General features: G+C 64.4%; 19 protein-coding genes. 5 read left to right on the top strand and 14 right to left on the bottom strand.

Translation table 11 applies throughout. The features are described from left to right. The first annotated feature begins 38 nt into the window (after window positions 1-38). Window positions 39-269 (top strand): hypothetical protein, encoded by a 231-nt coding sequence (locus BGK68_RS00730; RefSeq protein WP_075255496.1) that lies wholly within the window; start codon window positions 39-41, stop codon window positions 267-269. 30 nt (window positions 270-299) lie between these two features. Here the strand turns inward: BGK68_RS00730 and BGK68_RS00725 are convergent, their stop codons facing one another. The 13 genes from BGK68_RS00725 to BGK68_RS27765 all read right to left on the bottom strand — a co-directional run bounded on the left by BGK68_RS00725 (window position 300) and on the right by BGK68_RS27765 (window position 14,801). Further along, a complete protein-coding gene (locus BGK68_RS00725; protein WP_075255495.1) occupies window positions 300-785 on the bottom strand; it encodes a MarR family winged helix-turn-helix transcriptional regulator in 486 nt (161 codons plus the stop codon). Beyond that, complete coding sequence (locus BGK68_RS00720; RefSeq protein ID WP_075255494.1) at window positions 763-2,538, bottom strand: acyl-CoA dehydrogenase; 1,776 nt, start codon at window positions 2,536-2,538, stop codon at window positions 763-765. Before BGK68_RS00720 ends, BGK68_RS00725 begins: the two co-directional genes overlap by 23 nt. 63 nt (window positions 2,539-2,601) lie before the next feature. Then, entirely contained in the window at window positions 2,602-3,357 is a 756-nt protein-coding gene (locus tag BGK68_RS00715; protein ID WP_075255493.1) for an ABC transporter ATP-binding protein, read from the bottom strand. Continuing rightward, window positions 3,354-5,147 (bottom strand): branched-chain amino acid ABC transporter ATP-binding protein/permease, encoded by a 1,794-nt coding sequence (locus BGK68_RS00710; protein ID WP_075255492.1) that lies wholly within the window; start codon window positions 5,145-5,147, stop codon window positions 3,354-3,356. Before BGK68_RS00710 ends, BGK68_RS00715 begins: the two co-directional genes overlap by 4 nt. Beyond that, window positions 5,144-6,184, bottom strand: coding sequence for a branched-chain amino acid ABC transporter permease (locus BGK68_RS00705; RefSeq protein ID WP_075255491.1), 1,041 nt, complete (start codon window positions 6,182-6,184; stop codon window positions 5,144-5,146). The genes BGK68_RS00710 and BGK68_RS00705 overlap by 4 nt, the downstream gene beginning before the upstream one ends. An 89-nt stretch (window positions 6,185-6,273) precedes the next feature. Then, window positions 6,274-7,419, bottom strand: coding sequence for an ABC transporter substrate-binding protein (locus BGK68_RS00700; RefSeq protein WP_075255490.1), 1,146 nt, complete (start codon window positions 7,417-7,419; stop codon window positions 6,274-6,276). Window positions 7,420-7,656: 237 nt separating this feature from the next. Continuing rightward, window positions 7,657-8,076, bottom strand: a complete 420-nt coding sequence (locus BGK68_RS00695; protein WP_075255489.1) for an acyl-CoA thioesterase — start codon at window positions 8,074-8,076, stop codon at window positions 7,657-7,659. Window positions 8,077-8,092: 16 nt separating this feature from the next. Further along, the gene (locus BGK68_RS00690; protein WP_075255488.1) at window positions 8,093-8,857 is read right to left on the bottom strand and encodes an SDR family NAD(P)-dependent oxidoreductase; all 765 of its coding nucleotides are present in this window, start codon (window positions 8,855-8,857) and stop codon (window positions 8,093-8,095) included. A gap of 27 nt (window positions 8,858-8,884) precedes the next feature. After that, on the bottom strand, window positions 8,885-10,138 hold the full coding sequence (locus BGK68_RS00685; protein ID WP_075255487.1) for a thiolase family protein: 1,254 nt from the start codon (window positions 10,136-10,138) through the stop codon (window positions 8,885-8,887). A gap of 13 nt (window positions 10,139-10,151) precedes the next feature. Beyond that, a complete protein-coding gene (locus BGK68_RS00680; protein WP_075255486.1) occupies window positions 10,152-12,014 on the bottom strand; it encodes a feruloyl-CoA synthase in 1,863 nt (620 codons plus the stop codon). Between the two features lie 152 nt (window positions 12,015-12,166). Next, complete coding sequence (locus BGK68_RS00675; RefSeq protein ID WP_075255485.1) at window positions 12,167-12,946, bottom strand: crotonase/enoyl-CoA hydratase family protein; 780 nt, start codon at window positions 12,944-12,946, stop codon at window positions 12,167-12,169. A 336-nt stretch (window positions 12,947-13,282) separates the two neighbouring features. Further along, the gene (locus BGK68_RS00670; RefSeq protein ID WP_013235936.1) at window positions 13,283-14,458 is read right to left on the bottom strand and encodes an ABC transporter substrate-binding protein; all 1,176 of its coding nucleotides are present in this window, start codon (window positions 14,456-14,458) and stop codon (window positions 13,283-13,285) included. Between the two features lie 178 nt (window positions 14,459-14,636). Beyond that, entirely contained in the window at window positions 14,637-14,801 is a 165-nt protein-coding gene (locus BGK68_RS27765; RefSeq protein ID WP_158035400.1) for a hypothetical protein, read from the bottom strand. A 210-nt stretch (window positions 14,802-15,011) separates the two neighbouring features. On the opposite strand from BGK68_RS27765, the gene BGK68_RS00665 reads away from it, so the two are divergent. Beyond that, window positions 15,012-16,109, top strand: a complete 1,098-nt coding sequence (locus BGK68_RS00665) for a porin (protein WP_013235935.1) — start codon at window positions 15,012-15,014, stop codon at window positions 16,107-16,109. 154 nt (window positions 16,110-16,263) lie between these two features. Here BGK68_RS00665 and BGK68_RS00660 read toward each other — a convergent pair whose 3' ends face one another. Then, window positions 16,264-17,169: an IclR family transcriptional regulator domain-containing protein gene (locus tag BGK68_RS00660; protein WP_075255484.1), complete on the bottom strand. Its 906-nt coding sequence runs from the start codon at window positions 17,167-17,169 to the stop codon at window positions 16,264-16,266. A 307-nt stretch (window positions 17,170-17,476) separates the two neighbouring features. On the opposite strand from BGK68_RS00660, the gene BGK68_RS00655 reads away from it, so the two are divergent. From BGK68_RS00655 to pcaF, 3 genes are read left to right on the top strand one after another with little or no spacing between them, the layout of a single operon-like run. Further along, entirely contained in the window at window positions 17,477-18,151 is a 675-nt protein-coding gene (locus BGK68_RS00655; RefSeq protein WP_075255483.1) for a 3-oxoacid CoA-transferase subunit A, read from the top strand. Continuing rightward, complete coding sequence (locus BGK68_RS00650; protein WP_075255482.1) at window positions 18,148-18,789, top strand: CoA transferase subunit B; 642 nt, start codon at window positions 18,148-18,150, stop codon at window positions 18,787-18,789. Before BGK68_RS00655 ends, BGK68_RS00650 begins: the two co-directional genes overlap by 4 nt. A 36-nt stretch (window positions 18,790-18,825) precedes the next feature. After that, on the top strand, window positions 18,826-20,028 hold the full coding sequence (gene pcaF, locus BGK68_RS00645) for a 3-oxoadipyl-CoA thiolase (RefSeq protein WP_075255481.1): 1,203 nt from the start codon (window positions 18,826-18,828) through the stop codon (window positions 20,026-20,028). The last annotated feature ends 191 nt before the right edge of the window (window positions 20,029-20,219 follow it).

Genomic DNA, 20,219 nt, shown 5'->3' with positions numbered 1-20,219 from the left:
GCATCAAGCCGTATCCGCTGGCATTCCGGGAGCAGATCATGAACAGCAGCATCAAGAAATTCGGCCTGGCCGCAACCCTCAGTCTGGCGGCCATCGTTGCCCATGCCGCCAATCAGGCAGAACCATCGCCAGCGCCGGCCAGCCCGGCGCCCGTCACGGCCAGCGCGGCTCAAGGCGGCCTCACCCGCGCCCAGGTGCTGGAAGATCTGAAGCGCTACCAGCGCGAACACGCCAATCCCAGCTACGCCGAGCTGGTCTTCCTGCGCTGAGGCAGGAGCGCGCAGGGACTGTGCAGGGACTTATTGCGGGAGGAACATCTTCTGCAGCAGGCCGATCAGCTGGGCGCGTTCAGCGTCCGAGAGCATCTCGGTGGCCTTGAGCTCCAGCTCGATGGCCGTCTGTTCGGCCTTGGTACACATGCGCAGGCCCGCTGTGGTCAAGGCCAGCACCTGCGAGCGCCGGTCTTGCGGATTGCGCTGGCGCAGCACCAGGCCGCGCTGCTCCAGGCGGTCCAGCAGGGTCGCCAGGTTGGGCGGGGAAACGTTGATCGCCTTGGACAGGCGTTTCTGGTTGATGTCGGGATTGGCCTTCAAGAGGCTCAGCACCGTGAAGTCCACCGGCCGCAATGCGAACTTGGCCATGCGCTTTTCAAACAGCGGCATGATGGTGATATAGGCGCGGCGGCAGTTGTAGCCGACCAGGCTCAATAGCAGCTGCTGGTCCAGCGGCGCGCTGGACGCCGCATCGTCGTCGGAGTCGAAATCAGCTGGCTTCTTGGGCAGCATGGTGATCCAGGTCGGTGGGAAGAGGCGGCAGCCCGGTGGCCAGGCAAGCTTCGATGACGCTGCTCAACTGCTGGACTTCCGCAAACACAAAGGCGAAATGATAGCACGCGGCATCCCGCTTGCCGCCGTACCAGAGCGGGTCCTGCGCGATCACCGAGCGCGCGCGCCGCCCCGCCCGCAGCCACATCCAGCCCAGCGCGACATGGCCAGTCAGGCGCAGCATTTCGTCGGCCACGTAATAGGGCAGCGCGGGCGCCTGCACTGCGGCGGCAGCGATGCGCGAGGCAAAGGCCCTTAATTTATCCACAGCCTCGCCCAGCAATTGCGCTTGTTCTTCAAGTCCTGACCCCTCTGCAATGTCAGCGCGCACAAGCCCGAGGAAATCGTCCAGTCTCCGACCTTCGTCGCCCAGCACCTTGCGCATCAGGAAGTCGATGGCCTGGATTTCGTTGGTCCCCTCATAGATCATGGTGATGCGTGCATCGCGCATGAACTGCTCGATGCCGGTCTCGACCACATAGCCATGGCCTCCGAAGACTTGCAGGGCGCGGCTGGTGCACTGGAATCCCTGATCGGTGAGGAAAGCCTTGATCACCGGCGTGATGAATTCCAGGCGCTCGTGGTGTCGGCTGCGCAGCGCCGCATCGGGATCATGCTCGGCCAGATCCAGCAGAAGCCCTGCCCAGCACGTCAGCAAGCGCGCACCCTCGATGCGGCAACGTTGTTCCATCAACAGCTTCTGCACGGCCGGGTGGCGCACGATGAGATCGTTGCCGGAACTGCCCGGCGCGCGCGACTGGCGGCGTTCGCGCGCATAGGCGCTGGCGCGCTGGTAGGCGGCCTCCGCCAGTCCCAGCCCTTGCGCACCCACATGCAGGCGCGCTGCATTCATCATCACGAACATGGCGGCCAGACCCCGTCCGGCCTCGCCGACCAGCCAGGCCTGCGCCTGCTCGAAATGCAGGCTGCAGGTGGCGCTGCCATGGATGCCCATCTTGTGTTCGATACCCGTGCAATGCACGCCGTTGCGGCTGCCATCGTCCAGCACACGCGGCGCCAGGAACAGCGACAGTCCCTTGCTGCCAGCGCTCGCATCGGGCAGGCGGGCCAGCACCAGGTGGACGATGTTCGGCGTCAGGTCATGCTCACCGCCGGAGATGAAGATCTTGTCACCGCTAAGGCGATAGCTGCCATCGGCCTGCGGCACGGCGCGCGTGCGCAACTGGCCCAGGTCGCTGCCGGCCTGGGCTTCGGTCAGGCACATGGTGGCCAGCCATTCACCGCTGGCGATCTTGTCCAGGTAGCGCGCCTGCAAGGCCGCTGAACCGTGCGCGGCCAGGCAGGCATAGGCGCCATGCAGCAAGCCGGGATACATGGTCCAGCCATGATTGGCAGCACTGAGCATTTCATAGAGCGCGCAGTCGAGCACATGCGGCAAGCCCTGGCCGCCATGCTCGGGCGCACAGGCCAGCGCCGGCCAGCCGCCGGCGCAGAATTGCGCGTAGGCGCGCTCAAATCCGGGTGGCGTGGTGACCGTTCCATTTTCGAAACGGCAACCCTCGCGATCGCCGATACCGTTCAATGGCGCGACCACCTCGGCGGCGAAGCGTCCGGCTTCTTCCAGCACCTGCATCATCAATTCGCCATCGATCTCGGCGTGCGCCGGCAGGGTGCGCAAGACCTGGGGCGCTTGCAGTACTTCGTCGAGCGCGAAGGCGAAGTCGCGCAGGGGAGGGCTATAGCTCATCGTCATTTCTCTCGCAGTGCATTTTTCTTATGTCGTTTTTGCATACGCTGGTGCAGAAAACGCCAAGGCTCAGGAAGCCCCCACCACCTCGGCTTGCGCCTTCTTGCCAAATCCCAGGTAGGCCTGGATCACCTGCGGATCGTCCGCCAGCTGCGCAGATTCACCTTGCATGGTGACCTTGCCCAGTTCCAGCACATAGCCATAGTCGGCGGTCTGCAAGGCTGCGCGCGCATTCTGTTCCACCAGCAGCACCGAGATCCCCGCCGTGCGCAATTCGGAAACGATATGCAGGATTTCCTTGACGATGCGCGGCGCCAGCCCCAGGCTGGGTTCGTCCAGCATCAGCAGTTCCGGCTTGGCCATCATGGCGCGACCGATGGCCAGCATCTGGCGCTCGCCGCCCGAGAGCGTGCCGGCCTGCTGGCTGCGTCGCTCCTTCAATCGCGGGAACAGCTCGAAGACAGTCGCCAACTGATCCAGCGGCTGCGCCTGCCGCAAGCGCAGCCGGCGAAAGCCCCCCAGCAGCAGGTTGTCTTCCACGCTCATGGTGGAGAACAGTTCGCGCCGCTCCGGCACCAGGGCGATGCCCGCCATCACGCGCTGTTCCAGGCTCCAGCGTTCCACCGGCTTGCCTTGATAACGCACCGTGCCCTGCGCCGGCAACACGCCCATGATGGCGTTGAGCAGCGTGGACTTGCCCGCGCCATTGGGGCCGATGACGGTGGCGATGCTGCCCCGTTCCAGCTTCAGGTGGATGTCGTGCAGCGCCTGCACCTTGCCATAGCTTGCGCGCAGTTGCGCGACGTCGAGGACCAGTTCACTCATTCGATTCCACCCAGGTAGGCTTCGATCACGGCGGGATGCCGCTGGATTTCTTGCGGTGTGCCTTCGGCGATCTTGGCGCCGAATTCCATCACCACGATGTGGTCGGTCAGTTCCATGACGAACTCCATGTCATGTTCCACCAGCAGAATGCTCATGCCATCGGCGCGCAATTCCTGCAGCACCTTGGAGAGCGCCTGCTTTTCCAGGTGGCGCAGGCCGGCTGCCGGTTCATCCAGCAACAGCAACAGCGGATCGCAGCACAGGGCACGGGCGATCTCCAGGATGCGTTGCTGGCCCAGCGCCAGGTTGCCCGCCTGTTCATGCATCAGGTGTCGCAGCCCGACGCGATGCAGGGCGCGTGCGGCCTCATCCAGCAGCGCCTGTTCTTCGGCGCGTTCCAGGTGCAGCATGGCGTTGACCGTATTCTTCAGGAAGCCTTGCTGGCTGCGCATGTGCGCGCCCAGCGCCACATTCTCCAGCACCGTCATGCCCGGCAGCAGGCGCACATGCTGGAAGGTGCGGGCAATGCCCAGCCGGGCGATGGCCCGCGCCGGCAGTCCGGCGATATCGCGGCCATTGAAGCCCACGCGTCCGCCGCTGGCATGCAAGAGGCCCGTCACCAGGTTGAAGGTGGTGGACTTGCCCGCGCCATTGGGCCCGATCAGGCCGACGATCTCGCCCGCCTTGACCTTGAAGGACACATCATTGACCGCCACCAGCCCACCGAAGCGCTTGTTGATCTGGTCCACCTCCAGCAGCGGCGCACCGCGCGCCACGGCGGCGCGCTTGTCCATCGCCGTCGCACTGGCCACCCGCAGCGGCGCCGGTGCAGTCGGGAAAGCGCGCAGCCACAGCGCCCGCACCCACGGCCACAGGCCGCCGCCTGCGTACTTCAGCAACAGGATCAGGATCAGGCCGAAGACGATGCTCTCATAACTGCCGCCATCGCCCAGCAGCGCCGGCAGCAGCACCTGCAACTGGTCCGACAGCAGCTTCAATACGCCCGCGCCCAGCAGCGCACCCCAGATATGGGCAATGCCGCCGACCACCACGATGAAGAGATACTCGATGCCCATGGCCAGGCTGAAGGGCGAGGGATTGACGGTGCGCTGCATGTGCGCAAAGAGCCATCCCGAGACCGACGCCAGCAGCGCGGCGAAGACGAAGATGAGGATCTTGTAGCGCCCCGTATCCACGCCCATGGCCTCGGCCATCGACCGCCCGCCCTTGAGGGCGCGGATGGCGCGGCCCGCGCGCGAATCCAGCAGGTTCAGCGAGACCCAGGCAGCGGCCAGCACGATGGCCCAGATCAGGTAGTAGAGGTGGCGCTCCTTGGCCAGGTCCAGTCCCGCCAGTTGCAGTGCAGGGATGCCGGAGATGCCGTCATACTTGCCCAGGAAGTCCACCTTGCCGAACAGGAAGTACAGGCTGATGCCCCAGGCGATGGTGGCCAGCGGCAGGTAGTGGCCCGACATGCGCAGCGTGATGCGGCCCAGCACATAGGCCGACACGCCCGTGATGAAGAGGCCCACCGGCAGCGTCAGCCAAGGCGACACGCCATGCACGGTAGTGAGATAGGCGGTGGTGTAGGCGCCCATGCCCACGAAGGCCGCCTGGCCGAACGAGGTCATGCCGCCGATGCCGGTCAGCAGCACCAGGCCGATGGCCACCAGCGCGTAGAGCCCGATGTAGTTGGCCTGGATCACCCAGAACTGCGGCGTGGGCAGCACCGGGAACAGGGCCAGCACCACCAGCAGGGCGTAGAGAGGGATTCGTTTGTTCATGATCATTCCTCGTCCTCGTCATGCGCCGGTGTGACCAGCGAGCGCCACAGCAGGATGGGCAGCAGCGCCAGGAACACGATCACCTCCTTGAAGTCGCTGGCCCAGAAGGAACTGAAGGATTCCAGCAGGCCCACCAGCAGCGCGCCTCCTGCGGCCGCCGGGAAACTCGCCAGCGCACCGATGGTGGCGGCGACGAAACCCTTCAAACCGATCAGGAAACCCGAGTCATAAAAAATGGTGCTCATCGGACCGATCAATACGCCCGACAGAGCACCGATAAACGCTGCCACGGCAAAGGACAATTTGCCCGCCAGCGTCGTGGAGATGCCCATCAACCGCGCTCCCAGGCGGTTCACCGCCGTGGCGCGCAGCGCCTTGCCATACAGCGTGTGGCCGGAGAAGAACCACAGCGCCACCAGCAGCGCGGCCGCGGCCACCACTACCACCACGGTCTGGGCGCTGAGCGTCAACGACGCCAGGTTCCAGCGGTCATCCCAGAAGGCCGGCGTGCGGAAGCCTTCGGCTCCGAAGAACACCAGCCCCAGGCCGGTCATGGCCAGGTGGATGCCGACCGAGACGATCAGCAGTTGCAGCACGCTGGCATCGGCCATCGATTCATAGACCACCTGGTACATCAGCGGTCCGAGCGCGGTGATGAGCAGCAGCGTCAGCAGTACCTGCACCGGCAGCGCAAACTGCTGGGGCGCGGCCCACCATACCAGCGCGGCAATGACCAGCGGCACGCCCAGCGTGCCCAGCAGCGCGCGCGGCAACAGCGCCGCCTGGCCGGCGCGCAGCAGCGAGGCGGTCTGCATGCCCGCTGCACAAAGCGCCAGCACCAGCAGCAGCCACAGCGGACCCGGGCGCTGGCCTTGTTGCAGCATGGCCAGGGTGAGCGCGCCATAGGCGACGAATTCCCCCTGCGGAATGAAGAGGATGCGGGTGACCGTGAAGACCAGCACCAGTGCAATGGCGATCAAGCCATAGACGATGCCGTTGGTCAGACCATCCAGGGTGAGGATGGCGGCGATGGAGGAGTCCATGTTTCGGGTGTGGTGCAGAAAACGTCAGGCTGGAAAACGGCGGCGCAAGCTGGAGACCTCGCGCCGCCGCGCGGACAGGACAAGGCGGATTACGGATTGACCGCCTTCCAGTTGCCGTTCTGGATGGTCAGCATGATGCGGGCGTCGTCACCCAGGCCGAAGTGGTCCTTGGGCGAATAGTTCAGCGTGCCCTGCGTGATCTGGATCGGTCCCGAGGCTTCCAGTGCCTCCTTCAATGCAGCGCGGAAGGCGGGCGTGCCGGGCTTGGCCTTCTTCAGCGCTTCCGGCACCACCTTCTGCAGCACCAACTGGGCATCATAGGTGTGCGCTGCGAAGAGATTGCGGCTGCCCGCGCCGAACTGCTTTTCGTAGCGGGTGACGAAATCCATGGCCAGCTTCTTGGACGCATTGCTGTCCGGCAGCGCTTCGGGCACCACGGCAGGACCGGAGATGACGTAGGAGCCTTCCACATCCTTGCCGCCCAGGCGGATCAGGTCGCGCGAGGCGGCGCTGTGGGTCTGGAAGATCTTGCCCTTGTAGCCGCGTTCGATCAGGGCCTTGTGCGGCATGGCCGCACCGCTGCCGGAGGCCACCACCAGCACGGCGTCCGGATTGGAGCTGACCACGCGCAGGGCTTGCGCAGTGACGCTGGTGTCCGCGCGGGAGAAACGCTCCACCGTGCCCATCTTCATGCCCGCCGCAGTGGCCAGGCGCTGCACCTCCTTGAGCCAGTTCTCGCCATAGGAGTCCGAATAGCCGAGGAAGCCGATGGTCTTGACGCCCATCTTCTTCATCTGGTTCACCACGCCACCGGCCATCACCGCCGTGGACTGCGGCAGGCGGAAGGTCCAGGCATCCTTGCCCTCGGCGGTCTCGATGGGGGAGATGGCCAGCTGCACCGTCTGGGTTTCCAGCGCCACGTCGGCAATGGCCAGGGTGGGCGGCACGGCGGCCGAACCGATGATGAGGTCAACCTTGTCCTCGGCCACCAGGCGGCGCGCATTCTTGCTGGCCTGGGTCGGATCGGTGGCGTCATCGAGGATGATCATCTTGACCTTTTCGCCCGCGATGGTCTCGGGCCAAAGCGCAAAGCCGTTCTTGGCCGGGATGCCCAGGCCCGAGCCCGGACCGGTCAGCGACATCACCACCCCGATGGTCAGTTCGGAATGCGCGATGCCTGCACAGGCCAGCATCGCTGCCAGCGCACCTGCCTTGATTGCCAGTTTCGTCTTCATCTCCGTCTCCTTTGTATTTATGTATCGAATGCTCGATTTATGACGGGCAGGGCTTATATGTCCTGCCTCGGTTGCTGCTGACTTTCTGGTACCACCAATCCTTTGACTCCCGTTCGGACTGAGTAGCGGCGCAGCCGCGTATCGAAGACGCGCCGAAGATGCGCCGAAGATGCGCCGGAGCGTCTTCGATACGGCCCTTGCGGGCCTACTCAGTCCGAACGGAAGGAGGGTTGCTGTTCAACTGCACATCTCCCTGATATCTTCCGGAATGGGAATGGCCTTGATGCGCGCAGGATCGTCCGGATGACGAATGGCAAAGACGCGCACATCCCGCCCTTCGCACAGCAGTTCGCCATCGCGCTTGATCTCATGCTTCATCACGAAGGTCTTGTCATTCCATTCGACGATGGTGGAATGCACTTCGATGCGGTCGCCATAGGTGGCCGGGCGCACGAAGCGCGAACTGATATCCACCACGGGCGTGCCGATGATGCCGCGTGTCTTTTCGGTATCGCGCCACGGCGGCACGCCGCACTCATGGAAGAAGTTGCGCGAGGCCGCGTCATACCAGCGGAAGAAATTGGGAAAGTAGACGATGCCGGCCGGATCGCAATCGCCGAACTCCACGCGCACTGGATGAATGATGGTTTTGCTCATGCGTGCTCCTCGGTGCTCAACGCGGTGCCAGGCGCAATGCGCCATCGAGTCGGATCACTTCGCCGTTGAGCGAAAGATTGGTGGCGATATGCAAGGCCAGCTGCGCATATTCCTCCGCCTTGCCCAGGCGCTTGGGGAAGGGGATGGACGACGCCAGTGATTGCTGCACCTCTTCCGGCAGCTTGTAGAGCAGTGGCGTCAAGAACAGCCCCGGCGCAATGGTGACCACGCGGATGCCGTATTGCGCCAGGTCGCGCGCCAGCGGCAGGGTCATGGCGGTGATGCCGCCCTTGGAGGCGGCATAGCCGGCCTGCCCTACCTGGCCATCGAAGGCTGCTACCGAGGCGGTAGCAACGATGACGCCGCGCTCGCCCTCGGCCAGCGGTTCTGCGGCAGCCATGCGCGCGGCGGCCAGGCGGATCACGTTGAAGGTGCCGATCAGATTGACGTTGACGATGCGGCTGAAATCCTCCAGCGGCATCGGCTTGCCATCCTTGCCCACCATGCGCTTGGCGCCGCCGATGCCGGCGCAGTTGATGAGGATGCGCGGTGCGCCGTTGGCTTGCTGGGCTGCCTCCAGCGCAGTCTCGACCGAGTCGCTGTCGGTGATGTCGCAGCGCACGGCATGGCAGCGCAGTTCATCGGCCAGGGCCTGGGCCACTTCCATGTTGACGTCCAGGATGGAGACGCGCGCGCCGGCCTGCACCAGCTGGCGCACAGTCTCAGCACCCAGTCCCGAGGCGCCCCCGGTGACCAGGGCGGCTTGTCCTTGCAGTTGCATGAAGTCTGTCCTTGTTGAACGAGTTGATCAGTGGGAAGCCGAGGGATTTTCCAGCAGCAGCGCAATGCCCTGGCCGCCGCCGATGCAAGCCGACGCCACGCAGTAGCGCGCACCCCGGCGATTCATCTCGCGCGCGGCGGTGATCGACAGACGCACGCCGGTCGCCGCCAGCGGATGGCCCAGGGCGATGGCGCCGCCGTTGACGTTGAGGCGTTCGCGATCGATGCCCAGCTCACGTTCCACCGCCACGATCTGTGCGCCTTGCGCTTCATTGATCTCGAAGCAGCCGATGTCGGCCACCGTCAGGCCGTTGCGTTCCAGCAGGGTGCGGATGGCTGGCACCGGGCCGATGCCCATGATCTCCGGCGGCACGCCCGCGACCGCCGCCGCGACGACGCGGGCCAACGGCGCCTTGTCATTGCGGCGCAGGTAATCGCCGGAAGCGACGATGGTGGCCGCCGCCGCATCCACCAGCGCCGAGCTGTTGCCGCCGGTCTGCACGCCATCCGGATAGAGGGTGCGCAGCTTGGCCAGCACTTCCACCGGCGAGGGGCGCGGATGGGTATCGGTGGCGGCCTCGTTGATCTTGCCCTGCAGCTTGATGTGGCGGTCGTTGTAGCCCTCGAGACGGAAGGTCTCATTGACCACCGTTACGATCTCGCCCGCATGAAAGCCCGCTGCCTGCGCCTTGAGCGCGCGCTCGAAGGAATACGCCGCGTATTCATCGACCTCGGCGCGGGTGATGCCGTACTTCTTCGCCAGATTTTCTGCCGTCTGCGGCATGGTGATGCCGGGAGCCGGGTCCACCAGCGCCTCCCACATGTAGTCCTGGAATTCCACCGGCGCACCCAGCTTAAAGCCGCTGCGATGACCGAAGGCGGCAATGGGATTGCGCGTCATCGATTCGCTGCCCACGATCAGCGCCGTCTCGGTATAGCCGCGCTCGATCTGGTCGCCGGCCTGGCGGATCAGTTCGAAGCCGGTGCCGCAGATGCGCTGGACCATGATGGCCGGCGTGCTGATGGGCACCCCGGCATACAGGCCGATGTGACGCGGCAGCATGTACTGGTAGGCGTCGCCGGGGGCCATGTTGCCGGCCACCACCGAGCCGATGTCAGCCGGGGCAATGCCGGTGCGCGCCAATACCTCACGCGCCACCTTGATGCCCATGTCGGTGGGCGAGAGCGGGCTGAAGCTGGTGCAGTAATCCACCATGGGCGTACGCACGCCGCCGACGAGCCAGATGTCCTTGAAGCTGGAGTAGAACGCTGCTTGTGCCATGTCTGATGCTTCCTCAATGAGCGGGTGAGAGCGCAGCCTGTACGGTCAGCACGGCTGGATCGGTACCCGCGTAAAGTGTCTCCACCAGGGCGGCGCGATGGGTCAGCACCGCACGCTGGTTGATGGAGCCCTTGTCGGTGATTTCGCCGCGGTCGAACGAGGGCGGATCGACCAGCACCAGCGCCCGTGTCACCCGGTTGGAGCTGCCGGTGGCGTGGCTATGCAGGCGATCCAGCACGCCCTGGAAGAAGTCCCGCACCGGCGCCGCATTGAGCACCTCGGCGCGCGACGCCTCCGCTGGCAGGCGCGCCAGCTGGCGGCAGCGCTCGATGTTGGGGACGATCAGCATGCCGATTTCCTTGCGGTCCTGGCCGGTGATGACGGCGTCCTGCAGATAGGGCGCGCCTTCGTGCGCGATCAGTGCGCGCAGCGGGCCCACGCTGACCCAGGTGCCGGTATAGAGCTTGAAGTCCTCGGCCACGCGGCCATCGAACATGAAGCCGCGATCCGGATGGGCCGGGTCCAGCCAGCGCACCGCATCACCCGAGCGGAAGTAACCTTCCTCGTCGAAGGCCTCGGCGGTCTGCTCCGGCGCGCGCCAGTAACCGGGCGTCACATTGGGACCGCGATAGCGGATCTCGATCTTGTCGCCATTGGGGACCAGCTTGATTTCCATGCCCGGCGTGGGAATGCCGATCTGGCCGGCCTGCACCTCCAGATCGGCCACGAACAGCGCCGAGGGCGAGGTTTCGGTCATGCCCAGCCCGCAGCACATGACGATGCGCTCGCCGCAGGTCGCTTCCGCAGTGGCGTGCAGCTTGTCCCACACGGGTTGCGCCAGGGCCGCGCCGGCATAGAACTGCATGCGCAGGCGGCTGTAGAATTTCTCGCGCAGGGCCTGGTCCTTCTCCAGCGCGTGGGCGATGCCTTCCCAGCCCACCGGCACGTTGAAATACACGGTCGGGGAGATGTCATGCAGGTTGGCCAGGGTGGTGGCCAGGCCTTGCGGCGTGGGCTTGCCCTCGTCGATGTACATGGTGCCGCCGTTGTAGAGCACGATGCCCACGTTGTGGTTGGCGCCGAAGGTATGGTTCCAGGGCAGCCAGTCGATCAGGATGGGCGGCTCTTCGCCCAGGAAGGGGAAGGTCTGCACGATCATCTGCAGGTTGCTGCACATCATGCGCTGGGTGTTGATGACCGCCTTGGGCATCTTGGTCGAGCCCGAGGTGAAGAGGAACTTGACGATGGTCTCCGGACCGGTGGCGGCAAAGGCGCGCTCGACTTCGTCGCCGGCGCGGGTGGCTTCCAGTTCGGCGTAGAGCGTGCATTCGCGCCCGGCCGGCGGTGCTTCGGTGACGACGAATTCGATATCCGGAGCCACCGCATTGACGGCGGCGGCGAACTTCTCGCCATGGGCGGCGAAGATCAGGCCGGGGGTGAGCAACTGCACTGCGTGGCGCAGCTTGGCGTAATCCTTGGACAGCAGCGAATAGGCCGATGACACCGGCGCATACGGCACGCCCGCATAGTGGCAGCCCAGCACCAGCATGGCGTGCTCGAGGTCGTTCTCGGAGAGGATCAGCAGCGGACGTTCCGCCGACAGGCCCCGCTGCAACAGCGCCTGGCCGATGCGGCGCGCGCTTTGCAGCGCCTGGCCATAGCTGATGCGACGCCATTGTCCATCCTGGTCACGGCGGGCCATGTAGGTGCGGTCGGGATCGACCGTGGCCCAGTGGATCAGTCTGTCGGTCAGGCGCGCCGGATAGGCGTCCAGCGGTTGGCGGGTCTTGACGATGGAGACGCCGTCGGCGCCCGGCACGACGTCAACACCGCCGATGCCGAACCTGAAGCTGCGATAGCGAGGTGGAGTGTTCATACATGTCTCTGTTGTGTGATTCTCCCGGTCATTGCCGGGAGATGTGTTGTTGTCTGCTGCGCTGTATTACTGACTTGCTCAATGCTCGATGCTCACTGCTCACTGCTTTATGCCTGCTGCCCGACCTGCTGCGCCCTGAGCGCTCCCAGGGATCAGACCGGCTTGACCTTGTTCTGCTTCAGGTCGAGGAAGGCCGCCAGCCGTCCCTTGGTATCGGGATCGCTGCCGGCCACGGCGGCCATGAGCGATTCGGTCATCAGGCCGTCCTGGATCGACTGGTCATGGATGCGCGGCAGCACATGCATGACGCCATAGTTGGTCATGGGCGCATTGCGGGCGATGCGTTCGGCCAGCTCGCGCGCCTTGTCCATGCCGGCGCCGGCGTCCACGCTGTATTGCGGGATGCCGGCCTGATGGCCTTCTTCCGCCGAGAGCACGCGTCCGGTCAACATCATGTCGGTCATGCGCGCCACGCCGATGAGGCGCGAGATCCGCACCGAACCGCCACCGCCGACGAAGAGACCGCGCTGGCCTTCCGGCAGGCCATAGAAGGTGCTCGGTTCGGCCACGCGGATATGGGCTGCCGCCGCCAGTTCCAGGCCGCCGCCGATGACGGCGCCATGCAGCACCGCGATGACCGGCACGCGGCCAAAGGCGATCTGTTCGAAGGCGGCGTGCCACATGCGCGAATGGTGCAGGGACTCGGTGGTGTCGCGCTCGCGCAGTTCGGACAGGTCCAGGCCGGCGCAGAAGTGCTCGCCATGGCCACGCAGGATGGCGACCTTCACGCCCTCGGGCAGGTTCTCGAAACAATCGCGGATGGCGCGCACCAGCGGATCGTTCAAGGCATTGCGCTTGGCGGCGCGGTTGAGCGTGATCTCGGCGATCGCGCCATGCTGCTGGATGTCAAGGAGCTCGCTGGGCTGGTTCATTGTCTCTGGTCGTTGGCTTTGATTGTTCTGATGATGCTGGAGGTCGCCAGTCGTGGCGTCGTCACCGGTCTCGAAATTAGTTATAAGTTAGAACTGTTTTTCAGTATAAGTAAATGTCCGGTAAACGCAAGCGCCATCTGTGTTTTTGTCTGTGCGATAAAAATAAAACCGGGCGGTAACCGAACAAAAAAAGCAGGGCTGCCATGTTGCGCCGCATCGCATCGACGGCCTTGCAGAGGTGAAGGCTTGCGTCGGCCCGCGTGCCTGGCGCAGACGCAAACAAAAACGCCGGTGTGCGCTGCATCACCGGCGTTTCCGTGGAGTAAGGAGGGGCGTTTATTTGCCGGTGTCCTTCATGTTCTCGAACTTGTCGAACTCGACGTTGTAGGCTTCATTGCCGATCTTCTCGACCTTGCGCACATAGACCGTCTGCACGATGTCGCGCGTGGCCGGGTCGATGGCGATCGGGCCGCGCGGGCTGGTGAACTTCATGGTCTTGAGGATGGCCATGGCGCGGTCGCCGTCGATCTTGCCGTTCAGTTTCTTGCTGACCTCGTAGATCGCGTTCATGCCGTCATAGGCCGCCACCGCCATGAAGTTGGGCCGGCCCGCGCCCGGATTGGCGGCGGCAAAGCTTTTCAGGAAGGCCTTGTTCTCCGGCGAATCATGCGCGGCCGAATAGTGGAAGGTGGTGATCACACCCAGCGTGGATTCGCCCATGGCGGGCATGACGTGGTCATCGGTGAGATCGCCCGTGGCGATGACCTTGATCCCGGCCTCGGCCAGTCCGCGTTCGCGATAGCCCTTCATGAAGGCAATGCTCTGCTCGCCGGCCGGCACGAAGATGAACACCGCCTCTGGCTTGGCGTCCTTGATGCGCTGGATGTACGGCGCGAATTCAGGATTGCGCAGCGGCACCCGGATCGATTCCAGAACCTGGCCGCCACCGCCCAGCAGATTGGTCTTGAAGGCGGTCTCGGCGTCGATGCCCGGGCCGTAATCGGCCACCAGCGTGACCACCCGCTTGATGCCGTTCTTCAGCGCCCAGGTCGCCATGGGGCCGGAGACCTGCGGCAGCGTCATCGAAAAGCGCGCGATGTAGTTGGACTTGGTGGTGATCACCGAGGTGGCGGCGTTCATGATGATCATCGGCTTCTTGGCCTGCTCGGCGATGGGCGCCACCGCCAGCGCTTCGGGCGTGAGGCCGAAGCCAGCCAGGAAATCCACCTTCTCGCGCACCACCAGTTCCTGCGCCAGGCGCTTGGCGATCTCCGGCGAGGGGCCGGTGGTGTCCTTGATGATGATCTGGATCTTCTTGCCCGCCACCTGGTCGCCGTGCTGCGCCATGTAGGCCTTGATGCCGCCTTCCATCTGCTTGCCGTAGTCGGCGAAGGGGCCGGAGAAGGCGGCGATGAGTCCGACCTTGATGGTTTCCTGGGCTTGCGCCAGCGACGCCAGCAAGCCGCCCGACGCGGCCATCACGGCCAGCAGTGCAATCTTCTTGAACCTCATGTTTGTAGTCTCCTTTGTGATTGTGTTGTGTAGCAATGAGTGAGCGGTTCTGCTGCCGTCCTGATTGTCTCATCGCTGGTCCGACTGTTGCAGGCGGACGACGCATCGATTTCCCTTCCTTGGCTCGCCTTGTTGACAAAGCTTCGGTGCGGACAATAGTATCGCACCATCTGTTCGGTTAACAAACTGATGTGCGATAAACGAACAGCCAATAAAAAGTTATAAAAAATAAGCAAAGAGACGCTTCATCCTGCGACGCCTGATTTGTGGTGTCGATCAATCCGTTTTCTTGACGTGACGCCACTGGCGTTGCGGCAGCAAGCATGCCGATGGCCTGAGCCATGGGGCGGGGTCTTCCTTTGGCCTCCGCCTGCCATATCACTCGCCTTGGCATCGTGGTATTCGCAACAGGCAATATCAGCAGCACCAGAAGGCGTGGGCGTACCCAAGCCCACCCGGCAGGCGAGCAGCGAATCGCCCGCGCGTCATGAGGAGGGATGCGCAGGCAGCAGACCAGCCACTCATCTTTCATTGAAATCAGGAGGAGACAGTAATGACAAGAAAAATCAGCTTGCACGCAGTAGCCTTGGCCGCTGCCTTGTGCGCCAGTTCGGCCATGGCGCAGAGTTCGGTGACCATCTACGGCATCATCGACACCGGCGTGGTCTATACCACCAACGCCAACGCCAACGGCAACTCGGTCTTCAAGATGCCTTCGCTGACCGGCAGCTTCCCGTCGCGCATCGGCTTCAAGGGAACCGAAGACCTGGGCGGCGGATTGCAGGCCATGTTCGTGCTGGAGTCCGGCTTTGCGCCTGACACTGGCGCCATGGGCCAGGGCGGCCGCCTGTTCGGACGGCAATCCTATGTGGGCCTGAAGAACAGCTGGGGCCAACTGATGCTGGGCCGGCAAGTCAACATGACCTATCTGTCGCAATTGAAGACCGACGTCATGGGCCCCAACCTCTTCGCCATCGGCAGCATCGACGCCTATCTGCCCAATGCGCGCAGCGACAACGCCATCGGCTACCTGGGCAACTTCAGCGGCTTCACCGTCGGCGCAACCTACAGCTTCGGGCGCGACGCGGCGGGTCCGGCTGGTCCGGCGGCGACCAACTGCCCTGGCGAAGTGGCCGGCAACAGCAAGGCCTGCCGCCAGGTCACGGCCTTGCTCGGCTACGATGGCAAGGGCTGGGGCGTGACCAGTTCCTATGACATCCTCTACGGCAATACCGGTGCATCCAATGGCATGACCAGCAGCGACAACACCGACCAGCGCGTGACCCTGAACGGCTACTTCATGCTGGGCGATGTCAAGATCGGCGGCGGCGTGGTGGACCGCCGTACCCGTGCAGCGGCCAATACCAATACCGATTCCGATCTCTACTACCTGGGCGTGAGCTATCCGCTGAGCGTGGCGCTGGTGCTGGATGCGCAGGTCTCGCGCCTGGATGTGAAGAACAGCCCCAACGACGTGACCCTGTCGGTTGCGCGCCTGACCTACAACCTGTCCAAGCGCACGGCAGTCTATGGCTCGCTGGGCTACATCAAGAATGGCGGCACGTCCAGCGTCGCCCTCGATGCGGGCGGCACGGTCGGTGCAGGCAAGAACCAGCTGGGCGTGATGACGGGCATCCGTCACACCTTCTGATGGCGTGAATGTCTGCGCGTCTGAGCTGAAACGCTCTTGAGGAGGATGGCGCACCCGGAAGCCAGCGAGGGTGCGCCGACATCCGCAGTATCGCAAGGGCAGTCGCTGCCCTTGCCTTCGGTCCGGCTGCCGCAGGGGAGCCGGACCGGTTTTTTCAGGGCAGCAGCACCGACAGTTCCTGCGCGCCGCGCAAGAGCACGGGAAGGATCTCCTCCTCCATCTGCGCCACCGAGACGCGCGCGGCCTGTGCGCCTACGTTGAGTGCGGCCAGCACATTGCCCGATGCGCCACGCACCGGCACGGCGATGGAACGCAGGCCCACTTCCAGCTCTTCATCGATGACCGCATAGCCATTGGCGCGCACGCCGGCCAGGATATCGCGCAGGCGTTTCTGCGACACCACGGTCTTCTCGGTCAGGGCGCGCAGCTTGACCTTGTCGAAATAGGCCTTGAGCTGATCCTCCGGCAGGTGCGCCAGCATGGCCCGGCCCAGCGAGGTGCAATAGGCCGGCAAGCGGCTGCCAGTATTGAGCGCCACCGACATCACCCGCGAGGCCGCCGAGCGTGCCACATACAGCACTTCATGGTCGTCCAGCACCGCCAGCGAGCAGGACTCGCCCAGGGTGCGGCTGATGTTGTTCAGATAGGGCTGTGCCGAAACGGTCAGCGGGGTGGACGACAGGTAGGAGTAGCCCAGCGTGAGGATCTTGGGGCGCAGCGAGAAATTGTTGACGTCCGAATCGGCATAGCCCAGCTGTTTCAAGGTATGCAGGCAGCGCCGCACGGCCGCGCGCGGGATGCCGGTCTTCTGGCTGATCTGGGCGATGGTCAGGCTGCGGCGCGAATCGCTGAAGGCGCGGATCACCGCCAGCCCGCGCGCCAGCGAGGTCATGAAGCTGGGATCGGTGAGGGCGTCGATCTCTTCGGCGATGGTCAGCTCGCGTTCGGCTTCAGCTTCGGCGGCCGGCTCGGGCGCCGGCTTGCGGGCCTTGCGGACGGGCTCGGCGGCAGCGCGCTTGGGCGCGCTCTTGCGGGGCTTGGCGGCGGGAGTGGTGGGCATGGGCGCGGATGGGCTCAGGTTGGAGTTGGACAAGAGTGCGTCAGGATTCTAACGGTTTGTGCGGCAAGCGAACACATCCTGCGGGTTTTTCTTGACGGCCGTCAAGCCGGATCGCTAAACTCTTTTTGTGCGAAAATCAAACATTAGTTCGGTGATCGAACATCGCGGTGCAGAAAAAGTCAGCCCGCGCATGGCCGCCCACACCGACGCAGACGAGCCCGTAACCCGCCTGGCTGCACCTTCTGAACGCGTGCGACGGGCATCCAGCAGGCGCAGTTGCACGCGCCGCATCTAAAGTGAGAGCAACGTGATCAATAAAATTTCTGACTCCCTGGAGCAGGCGGTGGCCGACATCCATGACGGCGCCACCATCATGATCGGCGGCTTCGGCAATGCCGGCATGCCCTCGGCCCTGATCGATGCGCTCATCGCCCAGGGCGCGCGCGACCTGACCATCGTCAACAACAACGCCGGCAACGGCGAAACCGGCCTGGCCGCATTGCTCAAGACCAAGCGTGTGAAGAAGATCGTCTGTTCCTTCCCGCGCCAGAGCGATTCGCAAGTGTTCGACGCCCTCTACCGCAGCGGCGAGATCGAACTGGAACTGACCCCGCAGGGCAACCTGGCCGAGCGCATCCGCGCCGCTGGCGCGGGCATCGGCGGCTTCTTCAGCCCGACTGGCTACGGCACCATGCTGGCCGAAGGCAAGGAAACCCGCGAGATCAATGGCCGCCACTACGTGCTGGAGTCGCCCATCCACGCCGACTTCGCGCTGATCAAGGCGCTGCGTGGCGACCGCTGGGGCAACCTGGTGTATCGCAAGACGGCGCGCAACTTCGGTCCCATCATGGCCATGGCCGCCAAATGCACCATCGCGCAGGTGAGCGACGTGGTGGAGCTGGGCCAGCTCGATCCGGAAAACATCGTCACGCCCGGCATCTTCGTGCAGCGGATCGTGCAAACCAAGGAGGCACAGCAATGAAGCGCTTTACCCGCGAAGAGATCGCCGCCCGCGTGGCGCAGGACATCCCTGAAGGGGCTTACGTGAACCTGGGTATCGGTCTGCCCACCAAGGTGGCCAACTACCTGCCGGCGGACAAGGAAATCTTCCTGCACAGCGAAAACGGCGTGCTGGGCATGGGCCCCGCGCCCGCTCCCGGCGAGGAAGACGAAGACCTCATCAACGCCGGCAAGCAGCCGGTCACGCTGCTCACGGGCGGCTCCTACTTCCATCACGCCGATTCCTTCGCGATGATGCGCGGCGGCCATCTCGACATCTGCGTGCTGGGCGCTTTCCAGGTCTCGGCCAAGGGCGACCTGGCCAACTGGCACACCGGTGCGCCCGACGCCATCCCCGCCGTGGGCGGTGCGATGGACCTGGCCATCGGCGCCAAGCAGGTGTTCGTGATGATGGACCACCAGACCAAGACCGGTGAGAGCAAGCTGGTGGAAGCCTGCACCTATCCGGTCACCGGCATCGGTTGCGTCAACCGCATCTACACCGACCTGGCCGTCATCGACGTGACTCCGCAAGGCCTGCAGGTGCGCGAGATCGTAGAGGGTCTGTCCTTCGACGAACTGCAGAAGCTGACCGGCGCGCCGCTGCGTCCGGCGGCCTGATCCCGTGACCCGTATCGTTATCGCTGTGAGGAACGCATGAAAGACGTATTTATCTGTGACGCCATCCGCACCCCCATCGGCCGCTACGGTGGCGCCCTCAAGGATGTGCGCGCCGACGACCTGGGAGCGGTGCCGCTGCGCGCCCTCATGGAGCGCAACCCGCAGGTGGACTGGAAGGCCGTCGATGACGTCATCTATGGTTGCGCCAACCAGGCCGGCGAAGACAACCGCAACGTGGCGCGCATGTCGCTGCTGCTGGCCGGCCTGCCGCAGGAAGTGCCGGGCAGCACCATCAACCGCCTGTGCGGCTCCGGCATGGATGCGCTGGGCACGGCCGCGCGCGCCATCAAGTCCGGCGAGACCCAGCTGATGATCGCCGGCGGCGTCGAATCGATGACCCGCGCGCCCTTCGTGATGGGCAAGGCCGACAGCGCCTTCTCGCGCCAGGCGGCGATCCAGGACACCACCATCGGCTGGCGTTTCGTCAACGCGCTGATGAAGCAGAAGTATGGCGTGGACGCCATGCCCGAGACGGCCGAGAATGTCGCCGTCGACTTCAAGGTCAGCCGCCAGGACCAGGACCAGTTCGCCGTGCGCAGCCAGGCCAAGGCCGCCGCCGCGCAAGCCAATGGCACGCTAGCGCAGGAGATCGTGCCGGTGGTGATCCCGCAGAAGAAGGGCGACCCCATCACCGTGAGCCAGGATGAACATCCGCGTGCGACCAGCATGGAAGCGCTGGCGCGCCTGAAGGGCGTGGTCAAGCCCGACGGCACCGTCACCGCCGGCAACGCCTCGGGCGTCAACGATGGCGCCTGTGCCTTGCTGCTGGCCAGCGCCGAAGCAGTGGAAAAGTACCAGCTCAAGCCGCGCGCCCGCATCCTGGGCATGGCCACCGCCGGTGTGGCGCCGCGCATCATGGGCATGGGTCCTGCCCCGGCCAGCAAGAAAGTGCTGGCGCAGCTGGGGATGACCATCGACCAGATGGACGTGATCGAACTCAATGAAGCCTTTGCCTCGCAAGGCCTGGCCGTGCTGCGCGAACTGGGCGTGGCCGATGATGATGCACGTGTCAACCCCAACGGCGGCGCCATCGCCCTGGGCCATCCGCTGGGCATGAGCGGCGCGCGCCTGGTGACCACTGCCACCTACCAGCTGGAACGCACCGGTGGCCGCTACGCGTTGTGCACCATGTGCATCGGCGTGGGGCAGGGGATCGCGATGGTGATCGAGCGCGTGTGATGGACCGATGATGAAGATCACCAATGTCTTCGTGAAAATTGATCAAGCATGGAGTGAGGCAGACGCAGCACAATAGGGAAATAATTTATATCCATTACCAAGCGGCCACAAAAAACAGAGCTGCAGGCCAGAAGGAGACAAGCCGCATCATGCATCTGCATCATGAAGGCGCGCCGCGTACGCGCGCCCAT

This window comes from Herbaspirillum camelliae (assembly GCF_001929405.1).
Taxonomy (GTDB): domain Bacteria; phylum Pseudomonadota; class Gammaproteobacteria; order Burkholderiales; family Burkholderiaceae_D; genus Herbaspirillum; species Herbaspirillum seropedicae.
This window is presented reverse-complemented; position numbering and strand designations above follow the sequence as displayed.

Coding starts and splice junctions, on each gene's coding strand:
- BGK68_RS00730 (WP_075255496.1), top strand. CDS start 39: ATGAACAGCAGCATCAAGAAATTCGGCCTGGCCGCAACCCTCAGTCTG.
- BGK68_RS00725 (WP_075255495.1), bottom strand. CDS start 785: ATGCTGCCCAAGAAGCCAGCTGATTTCGACTCCGACGACGATGCGGCG.
- BGK68_RS00720 (WP_075255494.1), bottom strand. CDS start 2,538: ATGACGATGAGCTATAGCCCTCCCCTGCGCGACTTCGCCTTCGCGCTC.
- BGK68_RS00715 (WP_075255493.1), bottom strand. CDS start 3,357: ATGAGTGAACTGGTCCTCGACGTCGCGCAACTGCGCGCAAGCTATGGC.
- BGK68_RS00710 (WP_075255492.1), bottom strand. CDS start 5,147: ATGATCATGAACAAACGAATCCCTCTCTACGCCCTGCTGGTGGTGCTG.
- BGK68_RS00705 (WP_075255491.1), bottom strand. CDS start 6,184: ATGGACTCCTCCATCGCCGCCATCCTCACCCTGGATGGTCTGACCAAC.
- BGK68_RS00700 (WP_075255490.1), bottom strand. CDS start 7,419: ATGAAGACGAAACTGGCAATCAAGGCAGGTGCGCTGGCAGCGATGCTG.
- BGK68_RS00695 (WP_075255489.1), bottom strand. CDS start 8,076: ATGAGCAAAACCATCATTCATCCAGTGCGCGTGGAGTTCGGCGATTGC.
- BGK68_RS00690 (WP_075255488.1), bottom strand. CDS start 8,857: ATGCAACTGCAAGGACAAGCCGCCCTGGTCACCGGGGGCGCCTCGGGA.
- BGK68_RS00685 (WP_075255487.1), bottom strand. CDS start 10,138: ATGGCACAAGCAGCGTTCTACTCCAGCTTCAAGGACATCTGGCTCGTC.
- BGK68_RS00680 (WP_075255486.1), bottom strand. CDS start 12,014: ATGAACACTCCACCTCGCTATCGCAGCTTCAGGTTCGGCATCGGCGGT.
- BGK68_RS00675 (WP_075255485.1), bottom strand. CDS start 12,946: ATGAACCAGCCCAGCGAGCTCCTTGACATCCAGCAGCATGGCGCGATC.
- BGK68_RS00670 (WP_013235936.1), bottom strand. CDS start 14,458: ATGAGGTTCAAGAAGATTGCACTGCTGGCCGTGATGGCCGCGTCGGGC.
- BGK68_RS27765 (WP_158035400.1), bottom strand. CDS start 14,801: ATGGCTCAGGCCATCGGCATGCTTGCTGCCGCAACGCCAGTGGCGTCA.
- BGK68_RS00665 (WP_013235935.1), top strand. CDS start 15,012: ATGACAAGAAAAATCAGCTTGCACGCAGTAGCCTTGGCCGCTGCCTTG.
- BGK68_RS00660 (WP_075255484.1), bottom strand. CDS start 17,169: ATGCCCACCACTCCCGCCGCCAAGCCCCGCAAGAGCGCGCCCAAGCGC.
- BGK68_RS00650 (WP_075255482.1), top strand. CDS start 18,148: ATGAAGCGCTTTACCCGCGAAGAGATCGCCGCCCGCGTGGCGCAGGAC.
- pcaF (WP_075255481.1), top strand. CDS start 18,826: ATGAAAGACGTATTTATCTGTGACGCCATCCGCACCCCCATCGGCCGC.